Raw genomic sequence first — 15,960 nt, forward strand, 5'->3', positions numbered from 1 at the left:
ATAATAATATTACAACGAGTAGTTTTAACAACGTAAGTCCAGTTGTTAAAGCTACTTTTTTATTTTTCAATATAATTATTAACTGCTTTAGTCTTATATATTTTAGTAAACTACAAGCGAATTTAAAGTTAAGGAAGGTGAAGCTTAAATGTTTAAAGTTAATGATTATATAATGTATGGAACTACAGGAGTTTGTAAAGTTATAGAGATAAAGAAAGAGAAATTTTTAGGTAAAGAGGAAAGAGAATACTATGTATTAGAGCCTGTTTACTCAAAAAATACAGTGATAAAAATTCCGGTTGATAATACAACTATTAGGATGAGAGAGCTTCTTTCAAAAGAGGCTATTGAAGAGTTGATAAATATTGTACCAAATGCAGATACTACGTGGATTGAGGATGATAGAATCAGAAATGAGCAATTTAAATCAATGCTAAAAAGTGGTGACTGTGAGGAGTTAATTACTTTAATAAGAACAATATATTTAGGTAAAAAAACTAAAAAATCAATAGGTAAAAAGTTATATAAAGGTGATGATGAAATCATGCAAGCAGCAGAAAAGCTTTTAAATGAAGAACTTGCCTTTATATTGGATATAGCTCCGGAGGAAGTTCCTAATTATATAAAAGAACAAGTAGGTCAATAGATATAATTATCAATCCATAAGATTGATAAGTTTGGAATATATAAATATGCAATAGATATTTTAAAGTAGTTTAAGATGATAAGCAAGAGTAAATTATAATTTTTTTAAGATAACAGATGATAGCAAAGTAAAGATAGATATTGAGAAATATATTTGAGGTTTTACTACGGATAAGTAGAAAAAAGGTCAAGTCCAAATTGTGACTTGACCTTTTTATATTTATGCAATAACTTCAACAGAAGTATCATATTTAGCTAACAATTTTTTTATAGTAATATAATAATAGATTGCTAAAGGAACTGCAGCAGCAATCCATGCAACAGGATCAGCTAAGCATATACCAAAGAATCCTAAGAATGATGGAAGTGTGAAAGCAACTAAAGCTCTCGCTCCAAGTTCTGCAACACCAGCCATCATAGGAACAAAGCTTTCGCCAATACCTTGAAGCGCATTTCTAAATATAAATATTAATCCTAATGGTATAAAGAATATTCCTGAAATAGTAAGAACTTGCTTTGAGTAAGCGATAATTTGTGCATCAGGATTATCTATAAATAATTTAACAAATTGTGTACCGAATGCTATAAGTACAAAGCCTGCAATTAAACTTGTTATTATAGAAATCTTTACAGCCTTGTTAACACCATCACTTATACGATCATATCTTTTTGCACCAAGATTTTGTCCACAATAAGTTGCCATTGTTACACCATAAGTAACAGCAGGTTGCATTACTAATTGTAGTGCTTTTGATGAAGCGGTATATGCTGCTATAACAGTTGAACCTAATACATTTAATGCGCCTTGTACTGTAAGTAAACCTAATGCAGTTATTGAAAATTGTAAAGCCATAGGAATACCTATCTTTAAATGTCTTATATACATGCTCTTTTTAACGTTATAATCTTCTCTAGCTAATTTTAAAATAGTATATTTCTTTAAGATGTATATAAAACAAAGGATAGCAGATACACCTTGAGAAATAATTGTTGCATAAGCGGCACCAGCAACACCCATTTTAAAGTTTATTATAAATACTAAGTCTAATATTATATTTAATACAGAAGAAATTATTAAGAAATATAATGGAGATTTACTATCGCCAAGAGCTCTTAATATACTTGCCATCATGTTATAAGCCACTGTAGTTATTATACCAGCAAATATTATAGCTACATAAGTATAAGCATCATTAAAAATATTATCCGGAGTATTCATCAAATGAAGTAATGGTTTAGCAGCTATTAAGCTTATTGTAGTTAATATAATAACTAATGCTGTACATAATACAACAGAGCTTGAAACAGCTTTTCGTAATCCTTTTTCATCATTTGCGCCGAATCGTTGAGAAACCATAACAGAAAATCCACTAGTTAAACCTAATGCAAATCCATTTATTAAAAATACTAATGAACCAGTAGAACCTACGGCAGCTAGTGCATCAACGCCTACAAATCTACCAACTATTATAGTATCTACCATGCTATAAAACTGTTGGAATACATTTCCTATTAATAAAGGTATAGAGAAAAGCAAAATATGCCTTACTGGACTACCTTGAGTCATATCTTTAGTCATTTTTTACCCCCCAAGTAATTAAATTAATTTACTTCACAATTACATAGAATATCATCTTTCTATACTTTAAACAAGAAGAAAAAAATAATTTTCATAAAATGAAAAAAATAGCTTTAGTAATTTAAATAACTTTTCTAGATATAAAAAATATACCTAATAATTCAGCTTTTATAGTAACTAAGATTGTGGAGAATAATAGAGAACCTAATCTATTTATATTGACAGCGATATTTGTTACAATTACAAGTAAGAGATAATATAAGACTATTATATAGGTTAAAGAAGAATAAGGTGATAAAATGAAAAAAACAATTGGGATACTAGCTCATGTTGATGCAGGAAAAACTACATTCTCAGAGCAAGTACTATATCATACAAAGTCAATAAGAAATAGAGGAAGAGTAGATCATAAAAACTCATTTTTAGATAGTCATAATATTGAAAAAGAAAGAGGAATAACGGTATTTTCAGACCAAGCTATTTTCGAATTTAATGACAATAGCTATTATTTAGTTGATACTCCTGGACATATAGATTTTTCTACAGAGATGGAGCGTGCTATAGGAATAATGGATTATGCTATTGTTATAATAAGTGCAGTAGAAGGGGTGCAAGGTCATACAGAGACAGTATGGCAATTATTGAGGAAGTATAAAGTACCTACTTTTATTTTTATTAATAAACTTGATAGAGTTAACGCAGATAAAGATAAGGTTATTAATGAGATAAAGAGAGTTTTATCAAAAGATTTATTTTATATAGATGGGGATATTAAGAGAGAAGAATTATCTAAAGAACTTATTGAGTTTATAAGCGAGTATGATGAGCAGCTATTAGAAAGATATTTTGAAGGTGATTATGATAAAGAGAGTTGGGTTAATACATTTAAAAATTTAATAAAAGAATCTAAAGTTTTTCCATGCTTTGGGGGTTCAGCACTTCAAGATGAAGGAATAAGAGAATTTTTAGAAAATCTTGATGAGTTAACATATACAGAATATGATGAAAAAACTGAATTTGCAGGTAGAGTATATAAAATACGTCACGAAGCTAATGGAAATAGAATAGCTTTTATAAAAGCCATAGAAGGTACATTAAAGGTTAGAGATGAAGTAGTTTATAGAGATAATACTAAGGAAAAGATAAGTTCAATAAGAATATATAATGGTAATAAGTTTAAAACAGTTGATGAGGTTAAGGCAGGAGATATATTTGCTGTAACAGGATTATCTAAAGCTAAGACTGGAGATGGACTGGGAAATTTAGCAGAAAATATAAAATATAATATGATACCTACATTGATGTCTAAAGTAATATTTGATCCATCAAATAATATAAAAGAAGTTCTTGGATATTTTAAGCTTTTAGATGCTGAAGATCCAGCTTTAAATGTAGTATGGAATGAACAATTACAGGAGATACATGTTCATATTATGGGGAAAATTCAATTGGAAATATTAAAGGAAGTAGTTAAGGAAAGATTTAATTTAGATATTGAGTTTGGGACATGCAAAATTTTATATAAAGAAACTATTAATAATGAAGTAAAGGGATATGGACATTTTGAACCTTTGAAGCATTATGCAGAGGTGCATTTAAAGCTAGAACCATTAAGCAGAAATTCAGGGATTGACTTTGAAAATAAGTGTCATGCAGATCATTTAAGTACTGGACATATGAATTTAGTTAGAACACATATTTTTGAAAGAGATCATCATGGAGTTCTTACAGGTTCTCCTTTAACAGATATAAAAGTAACGTTATTAACAGGAAGAGCTCATAATAAGCATACAGAAGGTGGAGATTTTAGGGAAGCTACATTTAGGGCTTTAAGACAGGGATTAGAAAAAGCAGAAAATATATTATTAGAACCTTATTATAAATTTAAAATAGATGTGGAACTTGATTATATGGGAAGAGTTTTATCAGATATTCAAAGATTAAGTGGTTCTTTTAATCCACCTGAAATTAATGAAAATAGAGTAACTATAACAGGAAGAGGACCAGTTAAGACTTTAATGGATTATAGTGCCGAAGTTATAGCCTTTTCTAAAGGAAAGGGAAGTATTAACTTAGTTTTTGATGGGTACGATGAATGTCATAATACAGAAGAGATTATTGAAGAAATAGGGTATAGAAGAGATGCTGATATAGAATATAGCTCAAGTTCTATTTTTTGCTCTAAAGGACAGGGATATGTTGTACCTTGGGATAAGGTAGAAGAAGAAATGCACTGTGAAATAATTTAAGGAATAAACGCTGAGATAAGATGATTGTAAGCTATGTTGATATGCTGGGTTACCTATATTTTAGATAAATCTTTACAATAGGTAACCTAGCATTATGTTTTCAAAGCAAAACTAATAGTTTTTATAATCTTTATGTTCTATCTCTTCGCGTTTTTTTTCTTTAATTCTAGTTGTAATAGCCCAGATTAAAAGACATATTGAGCCTATAATAATAGCTAGATAAAATAATATAATTAAGGCAACTATAATCATATCATAGGTACCTCTAACTAATTACAACTGCAGTTCCGTAAGCGACCATTTCAGCAGCTCCAGCAGCTACAGAAGAAGACATAAGTCTCATTCCTATTATAGCATTAGCACCCATAGATTCAGCTTCATCAACCATTCTACCAATTGCTATTTGTCTAGCTTCAGTAAGCATATCATTGTATCCTGTCATTTCTCCACCAACAAGGTTTTTAAAGCCAGCAGTTATATCTTTACCAATATTCTTACATCTAATAGTACTTCCTTTTACTAATCCTTTGATTTCTATAATTTCTTTTCCTGGAACTGTATCAGTAGTTAAAATAAGCATTGTTAAATCCTCCTAAAAATTTCTATGTATTAATAATAGCACAAGTTAAAATAAAACACAATAAGAGTTATTTAAAAACTTATAAAAAGATTTTTGGTAGCTTATGAATTGTGGAAAAATAATAAATTTTTAGTTTAAAGAATTTTTTTAGAGAAAAATACAAACATTATTTTTATAGAGATGATATTTAAGGAGGCTAATTATGTTTGGAATACCTGTTATTGAGTGGGTAGGATATGCAGCATCAATTTGTATCGCCATATCTCTACTGATGACTGATATGTTTAAGTTGAGAATTATAAATACTATAGGATGTATTTTATTTGTAATATATGGTTTTAATATAAAAGCATATCCAGTAGGAGTAATTAATCTATTTATATTTTTTGTTAATATATATTATATAATTAAGATGAAAAAAGATAATAAAAAATAAAAGGATTATGAAAAGTATTTGCTTTTCATAATCCTTTTTAATTTAGTGATTTACAACTCAAGTTTTTCTTTTATAGCTCTAACAACACCATTATCATCATTAGATTTTGCTATAAATCTAGCAACCTTTTTTAGATCAGAGTGAGCATTTTCCATAGCATAACTATGGTATGCATTTTGCATCATTTCAAGGTCATTTAAGTAATCACCAAAAACCATAGTTTCTTCTTGTTTAATATTTAATAGTTTTTGTATTTCGCTTATTGCAAGACCTTTATTTACACCTTTGGCCATCATATCAAGCCAAATTTCACCAGCTACAGCTATTTGAACTTTGTCATTATAATTAGCAAAATATTTATAGCTATTATTTTCTGAACCACCGAAGTCACAGATAGTTACTTTTAATATGTCATCATGAACTTTTGAAAGATCATCTACAATTTTTACTTTTGCATAGTATTTGTTAACCTGGTCCATAAATCTTTTATCAGTTTTATCTATATAAGCTGCTTTTTTACCACAAAGAATAACATAGGCATTTTCTATAGTTTGTCCAATTTTTATAAGCTCTACAGCAATTCTTTTATCTAAAGAATTAAGAATAATTTCCTTACCTTTATGCATAACGAAAGTTCCATTTTCTGCAATAAACATCATATTATCTTTGATATCTTCAAATCTATCAACAAGATTATAGTATTGTCTTCCAGATGCAGCAGCAAAAATAACATCTTTTTCTTTTAGTTTATCAAAAACTTCATAAAACTCTGGATTGATTTTATTATTTGAATCTAATAGTGTTCCATCCATATCTGTTGCAATTAATTTTATCATTTAAAATCCTCCGAGAATAATTAAATATATTTTATTAAGTTTTATTGTTTGATTACATTTTATATTGTTTTTTATTGTTTTACAAGGTGATTATTTGAAACAAATATAAATTATTTTGGAAAAATAGTAAAATATACTTTAGAAGTATATAATTATAAAAGTGCAAATTATAAGTACATAGAAAGGGATAATTTATGGAGAGAAAAATAAATGTAATAGATTTAGAGTTTAATGAAGAATTAATAGCTATGGATAAGCCAAGGCAAATAATTATTCATCATACACATAATCCTAACTTAACTGTTGAATCTACTCATAAACTGCATATAGAAAGATTTAAATGGGCTGGAATCGGATATAATTATTTTATTGAGAAGAATGGCGATATATTTCAAGGTAGGGGTATGTACGTAGGAGCTCATGCAAAATATCACAATAAAGATTCTATAGGAATAGCTTTAGCTGGAAATTTTGATGAAACTTTACCGACTGAAGAGCAAATGAAGAGCTTAGTAGATATTTGTTTGGATTTTATGATACGTTACGATATTGAACCAAATAGAGTAATAGGTCATAGAGAGATTGAAGGAGTAGAGAAGACTTGTCCAGGATTACTATTTGATATGAATAAATTTAGAGAAGTATTAATTGAGAAGTTATATTAAAATTTAAAAGTTATTATTTAAATAGAAAAAAGTAAAAGATAGGGGAACCTATCTTTTTTTGCATAATAGAATAATAGATTACTAAAAATAAGATAATGACAGAGGTGGTAAATAAAATGAAAGTAAAAATACCGGTTAAAAGGTTTGATGAAATATTAGTTGCTTTGAAGAATTATTACAGGATTTTTGCACCTGTTTCTATACCTTATAGAGGAACATACTCTGATACTGATGTAATTAGATATGAAGAAATAAATAGTATTAAGGAAGTAGAGTTTGGAAGAAAGTCGCAGTTTTCAGCAAAAGATGTGGTAATGCCAGTAACAGAAACATTATTTTATTTTAGTGAAGATGAATATAAAATACCAAAGATAGATGAGCGTAAAATTTTAGTTTTTATGAGATCTTGTGATATACACGGTTTAGATAGAATTGATAATGTTTATTTAAGAAATGGTAGCGAGCCTGATTTTTATTATAAACGACTTAGAGATAAGGTTAAAATTGTAGCTATGGGCTGTGAAGAGAGTTTTAGAAATTGTTTTTGTGTAAGCTTTAATACTAATAAGGCAGATAATTATTCTTTAGGGATAAAAGTAGATAAAGAAGATGTTTATATAGAGATTAAAGATAAAGAGTTTGAAGATATTTTTAATGGAGAAAAAGTAGATTTTAATATTAACTTTGTTGAGTCTAATGGGGTTTATGTAAACTTACCTAAAGATATGGACCCATTAAAGGTATCGCAAGCAGATTTTTGGAGAGATTATGACTATAGATGTATAGCTTGTGGAAGATGTAACTTCTCTTGTCCAACTTGCTCATGCTTTACAATGCAAGATATTGTTAGTGTTGATAATCCTAAGGTTGGCGAGAGAAGAAGAGTAGGAGCTTCTTGTCAAGTAGAAGGATTTACTACAATGGCTGGTGGTCATGACGTAAGACAAAAAAATGGTGATAAGATGAGGTTTAGAACTTTACATAAGATGTATGATTATGGTAAAAGATTTGGAGTTCAGATGTGTGTAGGATGTGGAAGATGCGATGATGTTTGTCCACAATATATTTCTCTTTCAACAGCAATGAATAGAGTTACGGATTACGTAAGAGATATGGAGGGAGAGAAATAGTATGGAAAACCTATATATACCAAAGCGTGCTAAAATATTAAAAATAATAAAACATACAGATAAAGAGTGGACATTTAGAGTGTATGCAAATTCTAAAGATGTAAAGCCAGGCCAGTTTTATGAAATTTCTATGCCTAAGCATGGTGAAAGTCCTATATCAGTATCAGGGATAGGCGAGAATACATTAGATTTTACTATCAGGGCTGTAGGAAAGGTTACTGATGAAATTTTTAAATTAGAAGAGGGAGATAATCTTTTAATTAGAGGTCCTTATGGTAATGGATTTGATGTAAATCAGTATAAAGATAAAGAGATAATTATAGTTTCAGGAGGTAGTGGATTAGCTCCGGTAAGAGGAATTATAGAGTACTTTTATAATAATTATGATGAATGTAAGGGTTTAACTTTAATTTGTGGATTTAGATCACCTAATGATGTACTTTTTGTTGAAGATATAAGAAGATATGATGACAAGATGAATGTAATTCTTACTGTAGATGGAGCAGATTCAAATTATGATGGCAATATTGGATTAGTTACAAAATATATACCTGAACTAAAAATTAAGAATATAGATAATGTGGCAGGAATAGTAGTAGGTCCGCCAATGATGATGAAATTTGCAATTATAGAACTACAGAAGTTAGGGATTAAAGATGAAGATTTATGGGTATCTTATGAAAGAAAAATGAGCTGTGGATTAGGAAAATGTGGCCATTGTAAGATGGATTCAACTTATATATGTATAGATGGACCAGTATTTAATTTTAGCTTTGGCAAAACTTTATATGATTAGGAGGTGAAAATATGATTAGAGATTTAGATACTGGGAAAGTGATGAAAAATGCATTTAGAATAACTAAAAATAAATATGTTACTGCTCTTAGAGTTAGAATTCCAGGCGGAGCATTAAGTGCAGAAACATTAAAGATGGTAGCTGATATAGCTAATAAATATGGTGATGGATCTGTTCATATGACAACAAGGCAAGGGTTTGAAATACTTAATATACCTATGGAGTATATGGAAGAGGTAAATAAAGAAATACAACCTTTGATAGATAAAACAAAAATAAATCAACCTATAGAAGGAGAAGGGTATCCAGCAGCAGGTACAAGAAATATAGCAGCTTGCATAGGTAATAAAGTATGTCCTAAAGCTCAGTATAATACTACTGATTTTGCAAGAAAAATAGAAAATATAGTTTATCCTAATCATCTTCATGTAAAAATAGCTTTTACAGGATGTCCTAATGATTGTATAAAGTCAAGGATGCATGATATAGGCGTAATTGGTATGTGTTTACCAGAGTATAACTCCTATAGATGTATATCTTGTGGTGCGTGCGTTAAAAAATGTAAACAGGTATCTACAAATGCTTTAAAAGGTGTTAACTATAAAGTTGTTAGAGATCATGACAAATGCATTGGCTGTGGAGAGTGCGTTTTAGTATGCCCAAACAATGCTTGGACAAGAAATCCTAAAAAGTATTTTAGAGTTTGTATAATGGGTAGAACAGGAAAGAAGAATCCAAGAATAGCAAAAGATTTTATTAAATGGGCTGATGAGGATTCAGTAACAAAGATAATTGAAAATACATATAAATTTGCAGAAGAATATATAGATCCTAATGCTCCGATGAGAAAGGAGCATATAGGTTATATAGTTGATAGAATGGGATTCAAACTATATAAGGATTATGCTTTAGAAGGGGTGAAATTACCAGATATCGCAGAAGTAAAAGATTTCGTTTATTGGGACGGAATACATTATCGTTAGAAGGAGTAAAATTTTATGAAAGTAGTACAATCAACTTGTAATTATTGCTCTATTGCATGTAACGTAGATTTTCATGTAGAAGATGATCATATTGTAAAGGTGGTACCTACAGTTGGGTATCCTGTAAATAACGGATTTTGTTGTATAAAAGGATTAAACTTAGATAAGCAAAATACAAAATATCATAATCCAGTATTACCACTATTAAGAGATGAAGAAGGTAATATGAATCAAATATCATGGAATGAAGCTTTTAAGTATTTTGCAAAGAGGATTAATGAAATTCAAGATCAGTATGGTAAAGAAAGTGTTGCATTTATTAGTACAGGTCAACTTGCTACAGAGGAAATGGCACTTATAGGTCATATAGGAAGGAATTATCTTGGTGGTAATGGTGATGGTAACACTAGACTATGTATGGCAACATCCGTTGTAGCTTATAAGCAGAGCTTTGGTTTTGATGCACCACCGTATACTCTTCATGATTTAGAAGTATCAGATGTAATAATATTTATTGGAGCAAATCCAGTAGTTGCTCATCCAATTCTTTGGGGAAGAGTTAAGAATAATCCAGGAGCAAAAATAATTACTATTGACCCTAGGCGTTCAGAAACAGCAAGTAATTCTGATATATGGATAGATATAAAACCTAAAACAGATTTATATTTGTTATATGCATTAGCAAATGTATTAATAGAAAAAGGGTGGATTGACGAAGAATTCATTCAAAATCATACAGAAGATTTTGATGGATTTAAAGAACATGTTAAAAAATATAAATTAGAAGATATAGAGGAGAAAACAGGAATATCTAAAGGTAGAGTTTTAGAATTAGCAGAGATAATACATAATGGAAAGAATGTATCATTCTGGTGGACTATGGGCGTTAACCAAAGTTATCAAGCGGTAAGAACTGCTCAAGGAATAATTAATTTAGCTCTTATGACAGGAAATATAGGAAGAGAAGGCACAGGAGCTAACTCTATAACTGGTCAATGTAATGCTATGGGGTCTAGAGTTTATAGCAATACTACAGGGCTTTATGGTGGTGGAGACTATGACAATGAAAATAGACGTAAAGCTGTAGCTAAAGCATTAAATATTGATCCAGAGATGTTACCTAAAAAGCCTACACTTCCTTATAATGTAATAATTCAAAAGGCGATTGAAGGAGAGATAAAAGCTTTATGGATAGTTGCTACTAATCCAAGATCATCATGGATTAATAATGAAGAATTTAAAAAAGCAGCAGAAAAAGTTGATTTCTTAGTAGTTCAAGATATGTATGGCGAAACTGATACTATAAAGTATTGTCACTTATTACTTCCATCTACAGGAGGACTTAAAAAGAAAGGTGTTCTTATAAATACAGAGAGAAGATTATCAACTATAAATCCTGTTCTTGAAAAGAAAGAAAATGAACTTACTGATTATGATATATTCCTAGGAATTGGGGAAGCTCTTGGAATGGGTAGTTTATTAGATAAATGGAGAACTCCAGAAGAGGCTTTTAATACATTAAAAGAATGTAGTAAAGGTATGCCTTGTGATATTTCAGGAGTTACTTATGATATGATTACTAATTCAAAAGGAGTACAATGGCCTTTTAAAGAAGGGGATGTATTAGAGTCAAATGAGAGAAGATTATTTGAAGATAAAAAGTTCTATACTCCAAGTGGTAAGGCAAAGTTTATATATGAAGATGTAGCAGAATGGCCAGTGAAATTATCAGAAGAATATCCTTATGTATTAAATACAGGAAGAGGTACTGTAGGGCAATGGCATACTCAAACTAGAACTAGAGAGATTGCTACTGTAGAAGCTATAGTTCCAGAACATGCTTATATAAATATTAACCCTGAATTAGCAGAGGAATTAGGAGTTAAGGAAAATGATAAAGTAAGAGTAAGTTCATCTAATGGAGTTGCTAGAGAATTTATTGCGAAATTATCTAGAACAGTAAAGAAGAATGAAATATATGCACCTATGCATTATATAGAAGCAAATGCTTTATTACCATCATTTTTTGATACATATTCAAAGGAACCATCATTTAAGCTAGCTGCTGTTAATATAGAGAAAGTAGGTTAAGAGTATATGAAGAGAATTAAGATAGATAGAAAAAAATGTATTGGATGTCTTACTTGTACTACAGCATGTATCGTATCTCATGGTTCAGAAGATACAAGAAGTAGGATAGCTATAAATAGTGATGGTAGATATTCACCAATATTTTGTAGACACTGTGATAGACCAGAGTGTGTATATACTTGTATGACAGGAGCCATGAGAAGAGATGATGATACTGGACTTGTTCTATATGATAAGTCAAGATGTGCAAGTTGCTTTATGTGTATCATGGCATGTCCGTATGGGGTGTTAAAGATGAATCACCTAAATAATAAGGAAGTTATGAAGTGTGATATGTGTAGAGAAACTGAAAGTGGAACACCTCAATGTGTAGCGAAATGTCCTATGGCAGCAATAACATTAGAGGAGGTAGATGAAGTATGAGATATATAGTTGTTGGAGCATCTGCAGCTGGTATAAGTGGAGCTAAAACATTGAGAGAACTAGATAAAGAAGCTGAGATAATATTAGTTTCTAAAGATGATTATGTATACTCTAGATGTATCCTTCATCATTATTTAGATGGGAGAAGAACTATTGAAGATTTAGATTTTACTCCAAGAAAGTTCTTTGATTTATATAATATAAAATGGATGAAAGGTATTGAGGTTATAGGGATAAAGCCTAAAGAACATAAATTAACATTAGATAATGGAGAAGAATTAAGTTATGATAAGGTATTATTAGCTACAGGTTCATCATCTTTTATTCCGCCTGTACCTGGATTAAGAGAAGGTAATAATGTGGTAGGATTAAGAAATCTAGATGATGCTATTAAAATTAAGGATGTAGCAGAAAAGTGTAAAAATGTAGTTATACTAGGAGCTGGATTGGTAGGAGTAGATGCTTTAGCAGGACTTGTGGATTATGATATTAAACTAACAATGGTTGAGATGGGAGATAGAATATTACCTCTTCAATTAGATAATTACGCAGCTAAAGTTTATCAAGATATGCTTACAGATAAAGGTGTAGATTTAAAACTTGGAGTGAGAGCAGAACAACTTGTTTTAGATAATGATAATAATCCCGTAGAGTTACTTTTAAATACTGGAGAAAAAATTCCTTGCGATTTAGTTATAGCTTGTACTGGAGTAAGATCAAACGTTGGATTCTTAAAAGATAGTGGAATAGAAACAGATAAATTTGGTCTTATCATAAATGAAAAAGGTGAAACTGATACTAAAGATGTTTATGGAGCAGGAGATATAACTGGTAGAAATCCAATTTGGCCAACAGCTGTGAAAGAAGGAATAATAGCAGCTAATAATATGTACGGAAAAGAACTATATATGACAGATTTCTTTGGTAGTAAAAATACAATGAATTTTTTAGGATTAGCAACTATGTCCTTAGGAGTCGTAGTTAAACCAGATGATTCATATGAAGAAGTAATAGATTGTGATGGTAAGGATTATAAAAAAGTTATATATAAGGATGGAAAGATTTACGGTGCTATAATCCAAGGAGATTTATCATATGCAGGTGTTTTAACTCAGCTTATAAAAGAAAAAATAGATGTATCAAAAGTAAAGAAACCATTATTTGATATAGATTATGCAGATTTTTTCAATATAAAAGAAAACCTTGAATATACATATTAAACATTTATCAAATAAAATAAAAATAGTGAAGAAGTACTTTAAAGTAAATGGTTAAAAGTAAAAAAGTATAAGCTACTTTATTTAATAGAAAATGATAAATGTAGAATGGCAAATTAATAGAAACTGCTATGGCAGTTTCTATTAATAAAATTCTATATATTTAAATAAAGTATTGTTTTTATTTCTGAAGGTATTATTAAAATTAAATAGTTTGACAATCAAAATAAAATGCTTTATTTTAAGTAGGAGGGTATAGAGAGGAGGATAATATATAAATTTAACTGAATAACTAGGAAAGGCATGTAATGAAAATTCAATTAATTTTTATAGGACAAGCCTTTATTAATATTTAGTATGATTATGAAGAAAGTGTACCTTCATCATTTTAGATATGAACAAAATATTATTGCTTTTTAAAAATAAAATTGTTATAGAAGGAGTGTTTAAATAAATGATTAATATTGAAAAAAGAAATAAAGTTAGAGATATAACAGCTATTGGATTAATGGTAGCACTTTTATGTATATCATCATATATAGCTTTTCCAATTCCGTTTACACCAATAATGATAACATCACAAACTATAATAATTAATTTGATAGCTCTTACCATGAGTACCAAAAATGGTATGTTATCAATAATAGTGTTTTATCTTATTGGAGCAATTGGACTACCTGTATTTTCAGGAGGAAAATCTGGTATTGGAACTTTAGTAGGACCTAGTGGAGGTTATTTTTTAGGTTTTCTATTAGCAGTACTTATTATTACTTTAATTAGAGGTAAGGCTTTAGATTTAAAAAAATCTATTATGTTAACAGTTTTAGTAGGCATGGTAATTATTTATATTTGCGGAGCTACATGGATGGGATATTATAACGGATTATCATTTGTTGAAAATGTAAAAGTATCTATTATACCGTTTATTCTAGGAGATCTTATTAAATGCGTTTTAGCGTCTTTTATAGCTATAAGAATTAATAAGATATATGGATGTTGAAAAATATCTAATAAATAAAAAAATATTGATTATTTAACAGAAAGTTAAAATGTATTTAGCAAACTAGTCATATGATATTAATAGGGGAGGATTGATAAAAATACATATCTAAAATTACAGATATAAATGAGGGGGATAAGGATGGGAAAACTAAATTACAAAAAGACGTTTTTACTTGGCTTTGGATTTTTTGCAACTAGTATAACTTGGTCAGTGTATAATGCATTTATGCCTAAGTTATTAAGTAACTTTATTACAAGCTCTGCTATTATAGGATTTATTATGACATTTGATAATTACTTTGCGTTATTTATTCAACCAGCTGTTGGGATGTATAGTGATGGAATTAGGACAAGGTTTGGTAGAAGAATGCCTTTTTTAATGGTTGGAATGCCATTGGCAGTATTATTTATATTTTTAATTCCAAATTATAAGGGATTGGCAACACTTATAGCAGCATTACTTTTAATGAATCTTTCAATGAGTTTATTTCGTTCGCCAGTTATTGCTCTTATGCCGGATATAACACCAGAGGATCAGAGGAGTAAGGCTAACAGCATAATTAATTTTATGGGAGGAATAGGTTCTCTTATAGCCTTTTTTATAGGCTCAATTTTGTGGAAGTTAAGTCCGAAGTATCCATTTTATCTTGCAGGTGTTTTAGTATTATTATCTTTTGTAATTTTGTTTACTTGTATTAAAGAAAAGAGAGACGTAATAAATTATGAACAAGCAGAAAAGAAGGTTAATTTTAAGGAAGGATTTAAAGTAGCGTTTAAAAATCCAAGTACTAAGTTTTTACTTATGGCAATATGCTCTTGGTTTATTGGATATAACGGGATAGAAACTTTTTTTACTAGATATAGTGAAATGTATCTTGGAATAGATGTAAGTGCAGCAGCATTTAGCTTTACCTTTGTATCTTTAAGTTTTTTAGTTTTTGCTATTCCAGCAGGTATAATTGGGACAAAGCTAGGCAAGAAAAAGACTATAACTATTGGATTAATAGGTGCGATGGCTATATTTTGTATATTAATTTTTGTTAAGAATATTTTAATAATAAGAGCATTTTTCCTTGCTCTTGGAGTTTTCTGGGCAATGATTAATATTAATTCATATCCTTTTGTAGCTCAGATGTCACCACTTGGATATTTAGGAACATTTACAGGTATGTATTATTTATTTTCATCAATAGCAAATATAATATCACCACCACTTCTTGGACTTTTATTTGATTTAATAGGATATAATTGTATGTTTGTATACGGTTTATTCTTTATGATATTAGCATTTTTATTTATGAGAAAAGTAAAGTAGTTTGCTAAGTAAA

The 15,960-nt window shown here is 29.5% G+C and carries 16 protein-coding genes; 12 read left to right on the forward strand and 4 right to left on the reverse strand.

The window, feature by feature from the left end:
* The first annotated feature begins 148 nt into the window (after window positions 1-148).
* On the forward strand, window positions 149-646 hold the full coding sequence (locus tag LQE93_RS11540; RefSeq protein ID WP_186839270.1) for a CarD family transcriptional regulator: 498 nt from the start codon (window positions 149-151) through the stop codon (window positions 644-646).
* Between the two features lie 219 nt (window positions 647-865).
* On the opposite strand, the gene LQE93_RS11545 is transcribed toward LQE93_RS11540, so the two are convergent.
* Complete coding sequence (locus tag LQE93_RS11545; RefSeq protein WP_186839269.1) at window positions 866-2,224, reverse strand: MATE family efflux transporter; 1,359 nt, start codon at window positions 2,222-2,224, stop codon at window positions 866-868.
* 299 nt (window positions 2,225-2,523) lie between these two features.
* Here LQE93_RS11545 and LQE93_RS11550 point away from each other — a divergent pair, with 299 nt between their 5' ends.
* Window positions 2,524-4,473, forward strand: a complete 1,950-nt coding sequence (locus tag LQE93_RS11550) for a GTP-binding protein (RefSeq protein WP_231073773.1) — start codon at window positions 2,524-2,526, stop codon at window positions 4,471-4,473.
* A gap of 111 nt (window positions 4,474-4,584) precedes the next feature.
* Here the strand turns inward: LQE93_RS11550 and LQE93_RS11555 are convergent, their stop codons facing one another.
* Both LQE93_RS11555 and LQE93_RS11560 read right to left on the reverse strand, forming a co-directional pair.
* Entirely contained in the window at window positions 4,585-4,725 is a 141-nt protein-coding gene (locus LQE93_RS11555) for a hypothetical protein (protein WP_172675777.1), read from the reverse strand.
* A 13-nt stretch (window positions 4,726-4,738) separates the two neighbouring features.
* Entirely contained in the window at window positions 4,739-5,053 is a 315-nt protein-coding gene (locus tag LQE93_RS11560; RefSeq protein WP_055267943.1) for a heavy metal-binding domain-containing protein, read from the reverse strand.
* A 202-nt stretch (window positions 5,054-5,255) separates the two neighbouring features.
* Between LQE93_RS11560 and LQE93_RS11565 the strand changes: the two genes are divergently transcribed.
* The gene (locus LQE93_RS11565) at window positions 5,256-5,489 is read left to right on the forward strand and encodes a YgjV family protein (RefSeq protein ID WP_055267941.1); all 234 of its coding nucleotides are present in this window, start codon (window positions 5,256-5,258) and stop codon (window positions 5,487-5,489) included.
* A gap of 50 nt (window positions 5,490-5,539) precedes the next feature.
* Here the strand turns inward: LQE93_RS11565 and LQE93_RS11570 are convergent, their stop codons facing one another.
* The gene (locus LQE93_RS11570; protein WP_055267939.1) at window positions 5,540-6,325 is read right to left on the reverse strand and encodes a Cof-type HAD-IIB family hydrolase; all 786 of its coding nucleotides are present in this window, start codon (window positions 6,323-6,325) and stop codon (window positions 5,540-5,542) included.
* 194 nt (window positions 6,326-6,519) lie between these two features.
* On the opposite strand from LQE93_RS11570, the gene LQE93_RS11575 reads away from it, so the two are divergent.
* From LQE93_RS11575 to LQE93_RS11615, 9 genes are all read left to right on the forward strand, one after another.
* Window positions 6,520-6,990, forward strand: coding sequence for a peptidoglycan recognition protein family protein (locus LQE93_RS11575; RefSeq protein ID WP_055267937.1), 471 nt, complete (start codon window positions 6,520-6,522; stop codon window positions 6,988-6,990).
* A gap of 116 nt (window positions 6,991-7,106) precedes the next feature.
* The gene (asrA, locus tag LQE93_RS11580) at window positions 7,107-8,120 is read left to right on the forward strand and encodes an anaerobic sulfite reductase subunit AsrA (protein WP_231073776.1); all 1,014 of its coding nucleotides are present in this window, start codon (window positions 7,107-7,109) and stop codon (window positions 8,118-8,120) included.
* Window position 8,121: 1 nt separating this feature from the next.
* The gene (gene asrB, locus LQE93_RS11585) at window positions 8,122-8,916 is read left to right on the forward strand and encodes an anaerobic sulfite reductase subunit AsrB (protein ID WP_231073778.1); all 795 of its coding nucleotides are present in this window, start codon (window positions 8,122-8,124) and stop codon (window positions 8,914-8,916) included.
* Between the two features lie 11 nt (window positions 8,917-8,927).
* Window positions 8,928-9,899 carry a sulfite reductase subunit C gene (gene asrC, locus LQE93_RS11590; RefSeq protein ID WP_231073780.1) on the forward strand — a complete coding sequence of 324 codons (972 nt, stop codon included), beginning with the start codon at window positions 8,928-8,930 and terminating at the stop codon, window positions 9,897-9,899.
* A gap of 15 nt (window positions 9,900-9,914) precedes the next feature.
* The gene (locus LQE93_RS11595; RefSeq protein ID WP_231073782.1) at window positions 9,915-11,990 is read left to right on the forward strand and encodes a molybdopterin oxidoreductase family protein; all 2,076 of its coding nucleotides are present in this window, start codon (window positions 9,915-9,917) and stop codon (window positions 11,988-11,990) included.
* A 6-nt stretch (window positions 11,991-11,996) separates the two neighbouring features.
* Window positions 11,997-12,413 carry a 4Fe-4S dicluster domain-containing protein gene (locus LQE93_RS11600; protein ID WP_055267927.1) on the forward strand — a complete coding sequence of 139 codons (417 nt, stop codon included), beginning with the start codon at window positions 11,997-11,999 and terminating at the stop codon, window positions 12,411-12,413.
* Entirely contained in the window at window positions 12,410-13,633 is a 1,224-nt protein-coding gene (locus LQE93_RS11605; RefSeq protein WP_055267925.1) for an NAD(P)/FAD-dependent oxidoreductase, read from the forward strand. Before LQE93_RS11600 ends, LQE93_RS11605 begins: the two co-directional genes overlap by 4 nt.
* 451 nt (window positions 13,634-14,084) lie before the next feature.
* A complete protein-coding gene (locus tag LQE93_RS11610; RefSeq protein ID WP_231073784.1) occupies window positions 14,085-14,630 on the forward strand; it encodes a biotin transporter BioY in 546 nt (181 codons plus the stop codon).
* A gap of 141 nt (window positions 14,631-14,771) precedes the next feature.
* Window positions 14,772-15,947 (forward strand): MFS transporter, encoded by a 1,176-nt coding sequence (locus LQE93_RS11615; RefSeq protein WP_055267921.1) that lies wholly within the window; start codon window positions 14,772-14,774, stop codon window positions 15,945-15,947.
* Window positions 15,948-15,960 lie beyond the last annotated feature (13 nt).

Origin of the sequence: Clostridium sp. NSJ-145, assembly GCF_021044725.1 — a bacterium.
Lineage (GTDB): Bacteria > Bacillota > Clostridia > Clostridiales > Clostridiaceae > Clostridium > Clostridium disporicum_B.

Coding starts and splice junctions, on each gene's coding strand:
- asrC (WP_231073780.1), top strand. CDS start 8,928: ATGATTAGAGATTTAGATACTGGGAAAGTGATGAAAAATGCATTTAGA.
- LQE93_RS11545 (WP_186839269.1), bottom strand. CDS start 2,224: ATGACTAAAGATATGACTCAAGGTAGTCCAGTAAGGCATATTTTGCTT.
- LQE93_RS11560 (WP_055267943.1), bottom strand. CDS start 5,053: ATGCTTATTTTAACTACTGATACAGTTCCAGGAAAAGAAATTATAGAA.
- LQE93_RS11615 (WP_055267921.1), top strand. CDS start 14,772: ATGGGAAAACTAAATTACAAAAAGACGTTTTTACTTGGCTTTGGATTT.
- LQE93_RS11540 (WP_186839270.1), top strand. CDS start 149: ATGTTTAAAGTTAATGATTATATAATGTATGGAACTACAGGAGTTTGT.
- LQE93_RS11565 (WP_055267941.1), top strand. CDS start 5,256: ATGTTTGGAATACCTGTTATTGAGTGGGTAGGATATGCAGCATCAATT.
- asrA (WP_231073776.1), top strand. CDS start 7,107: ATGAAAGTAAAAATACCGGTTAAAAGGTTTGATGAAATATTAGTTGCT.
- LQE93_RS11600 (WP_055267927.1), top strand. CDS start 11,997: ATGAAGAGAATTAAGATAGATAGAAAAAAATGTATTGGATGTCTTACT.
- LQE93_RS11550 (WP_231073773.1), top strand. CDS start 2,524: ATGAAAAAAACAATTGGGATACTAGCTCATGTTGATGCAGGAAAAACT.
- LQE93_RS11610 (WP_231073784.1), top strand. CDS start 14,085: ATGATTAATATTGAAAAAAGAAATAAAGTTAGAGATATAACAGCTATT.
- asrB (WP_231073778.1), top strand. CDS start 8,122: ATGGAAAACCTATATATACCAAAGCGTGCTAAAATATTAAAAATAATA.
- LQE93_RS11575 (WP_055267937.1), top strand. CDS start 6,520: ATGGAGAGAAAAATAAATGTAATAGATTTAGAGTTTAATGAAGAATTA.
- LQE93_RS11595 (WP_231073782.1), top strand. CDS start 9,915: ATGAAAGTAGTACAATCAACTTGTAATTATTGCTCTATTGCATGTAAC.
- LQE93_RS11605 (WP_055267925.1), top strand. CDS start 12,410: ATGAGATATATAGTTGTTGGAGCATCTGCAGCTGGTATAAGTGGAGCT.
- LQE93_RS11570 (WP_055267939.1), bottom strand. CDS start 6,325: ATGATAAAATTAATTGCAACAGATATGGATGGAACACTATTAGATTCA.
- LQE93_RS11555 (WP_172675777.1), bottom strand. CDS start 4,725: ATGATTATAGTTGCCTTAATTATATTATTTTATCTAGCTATTATTATA.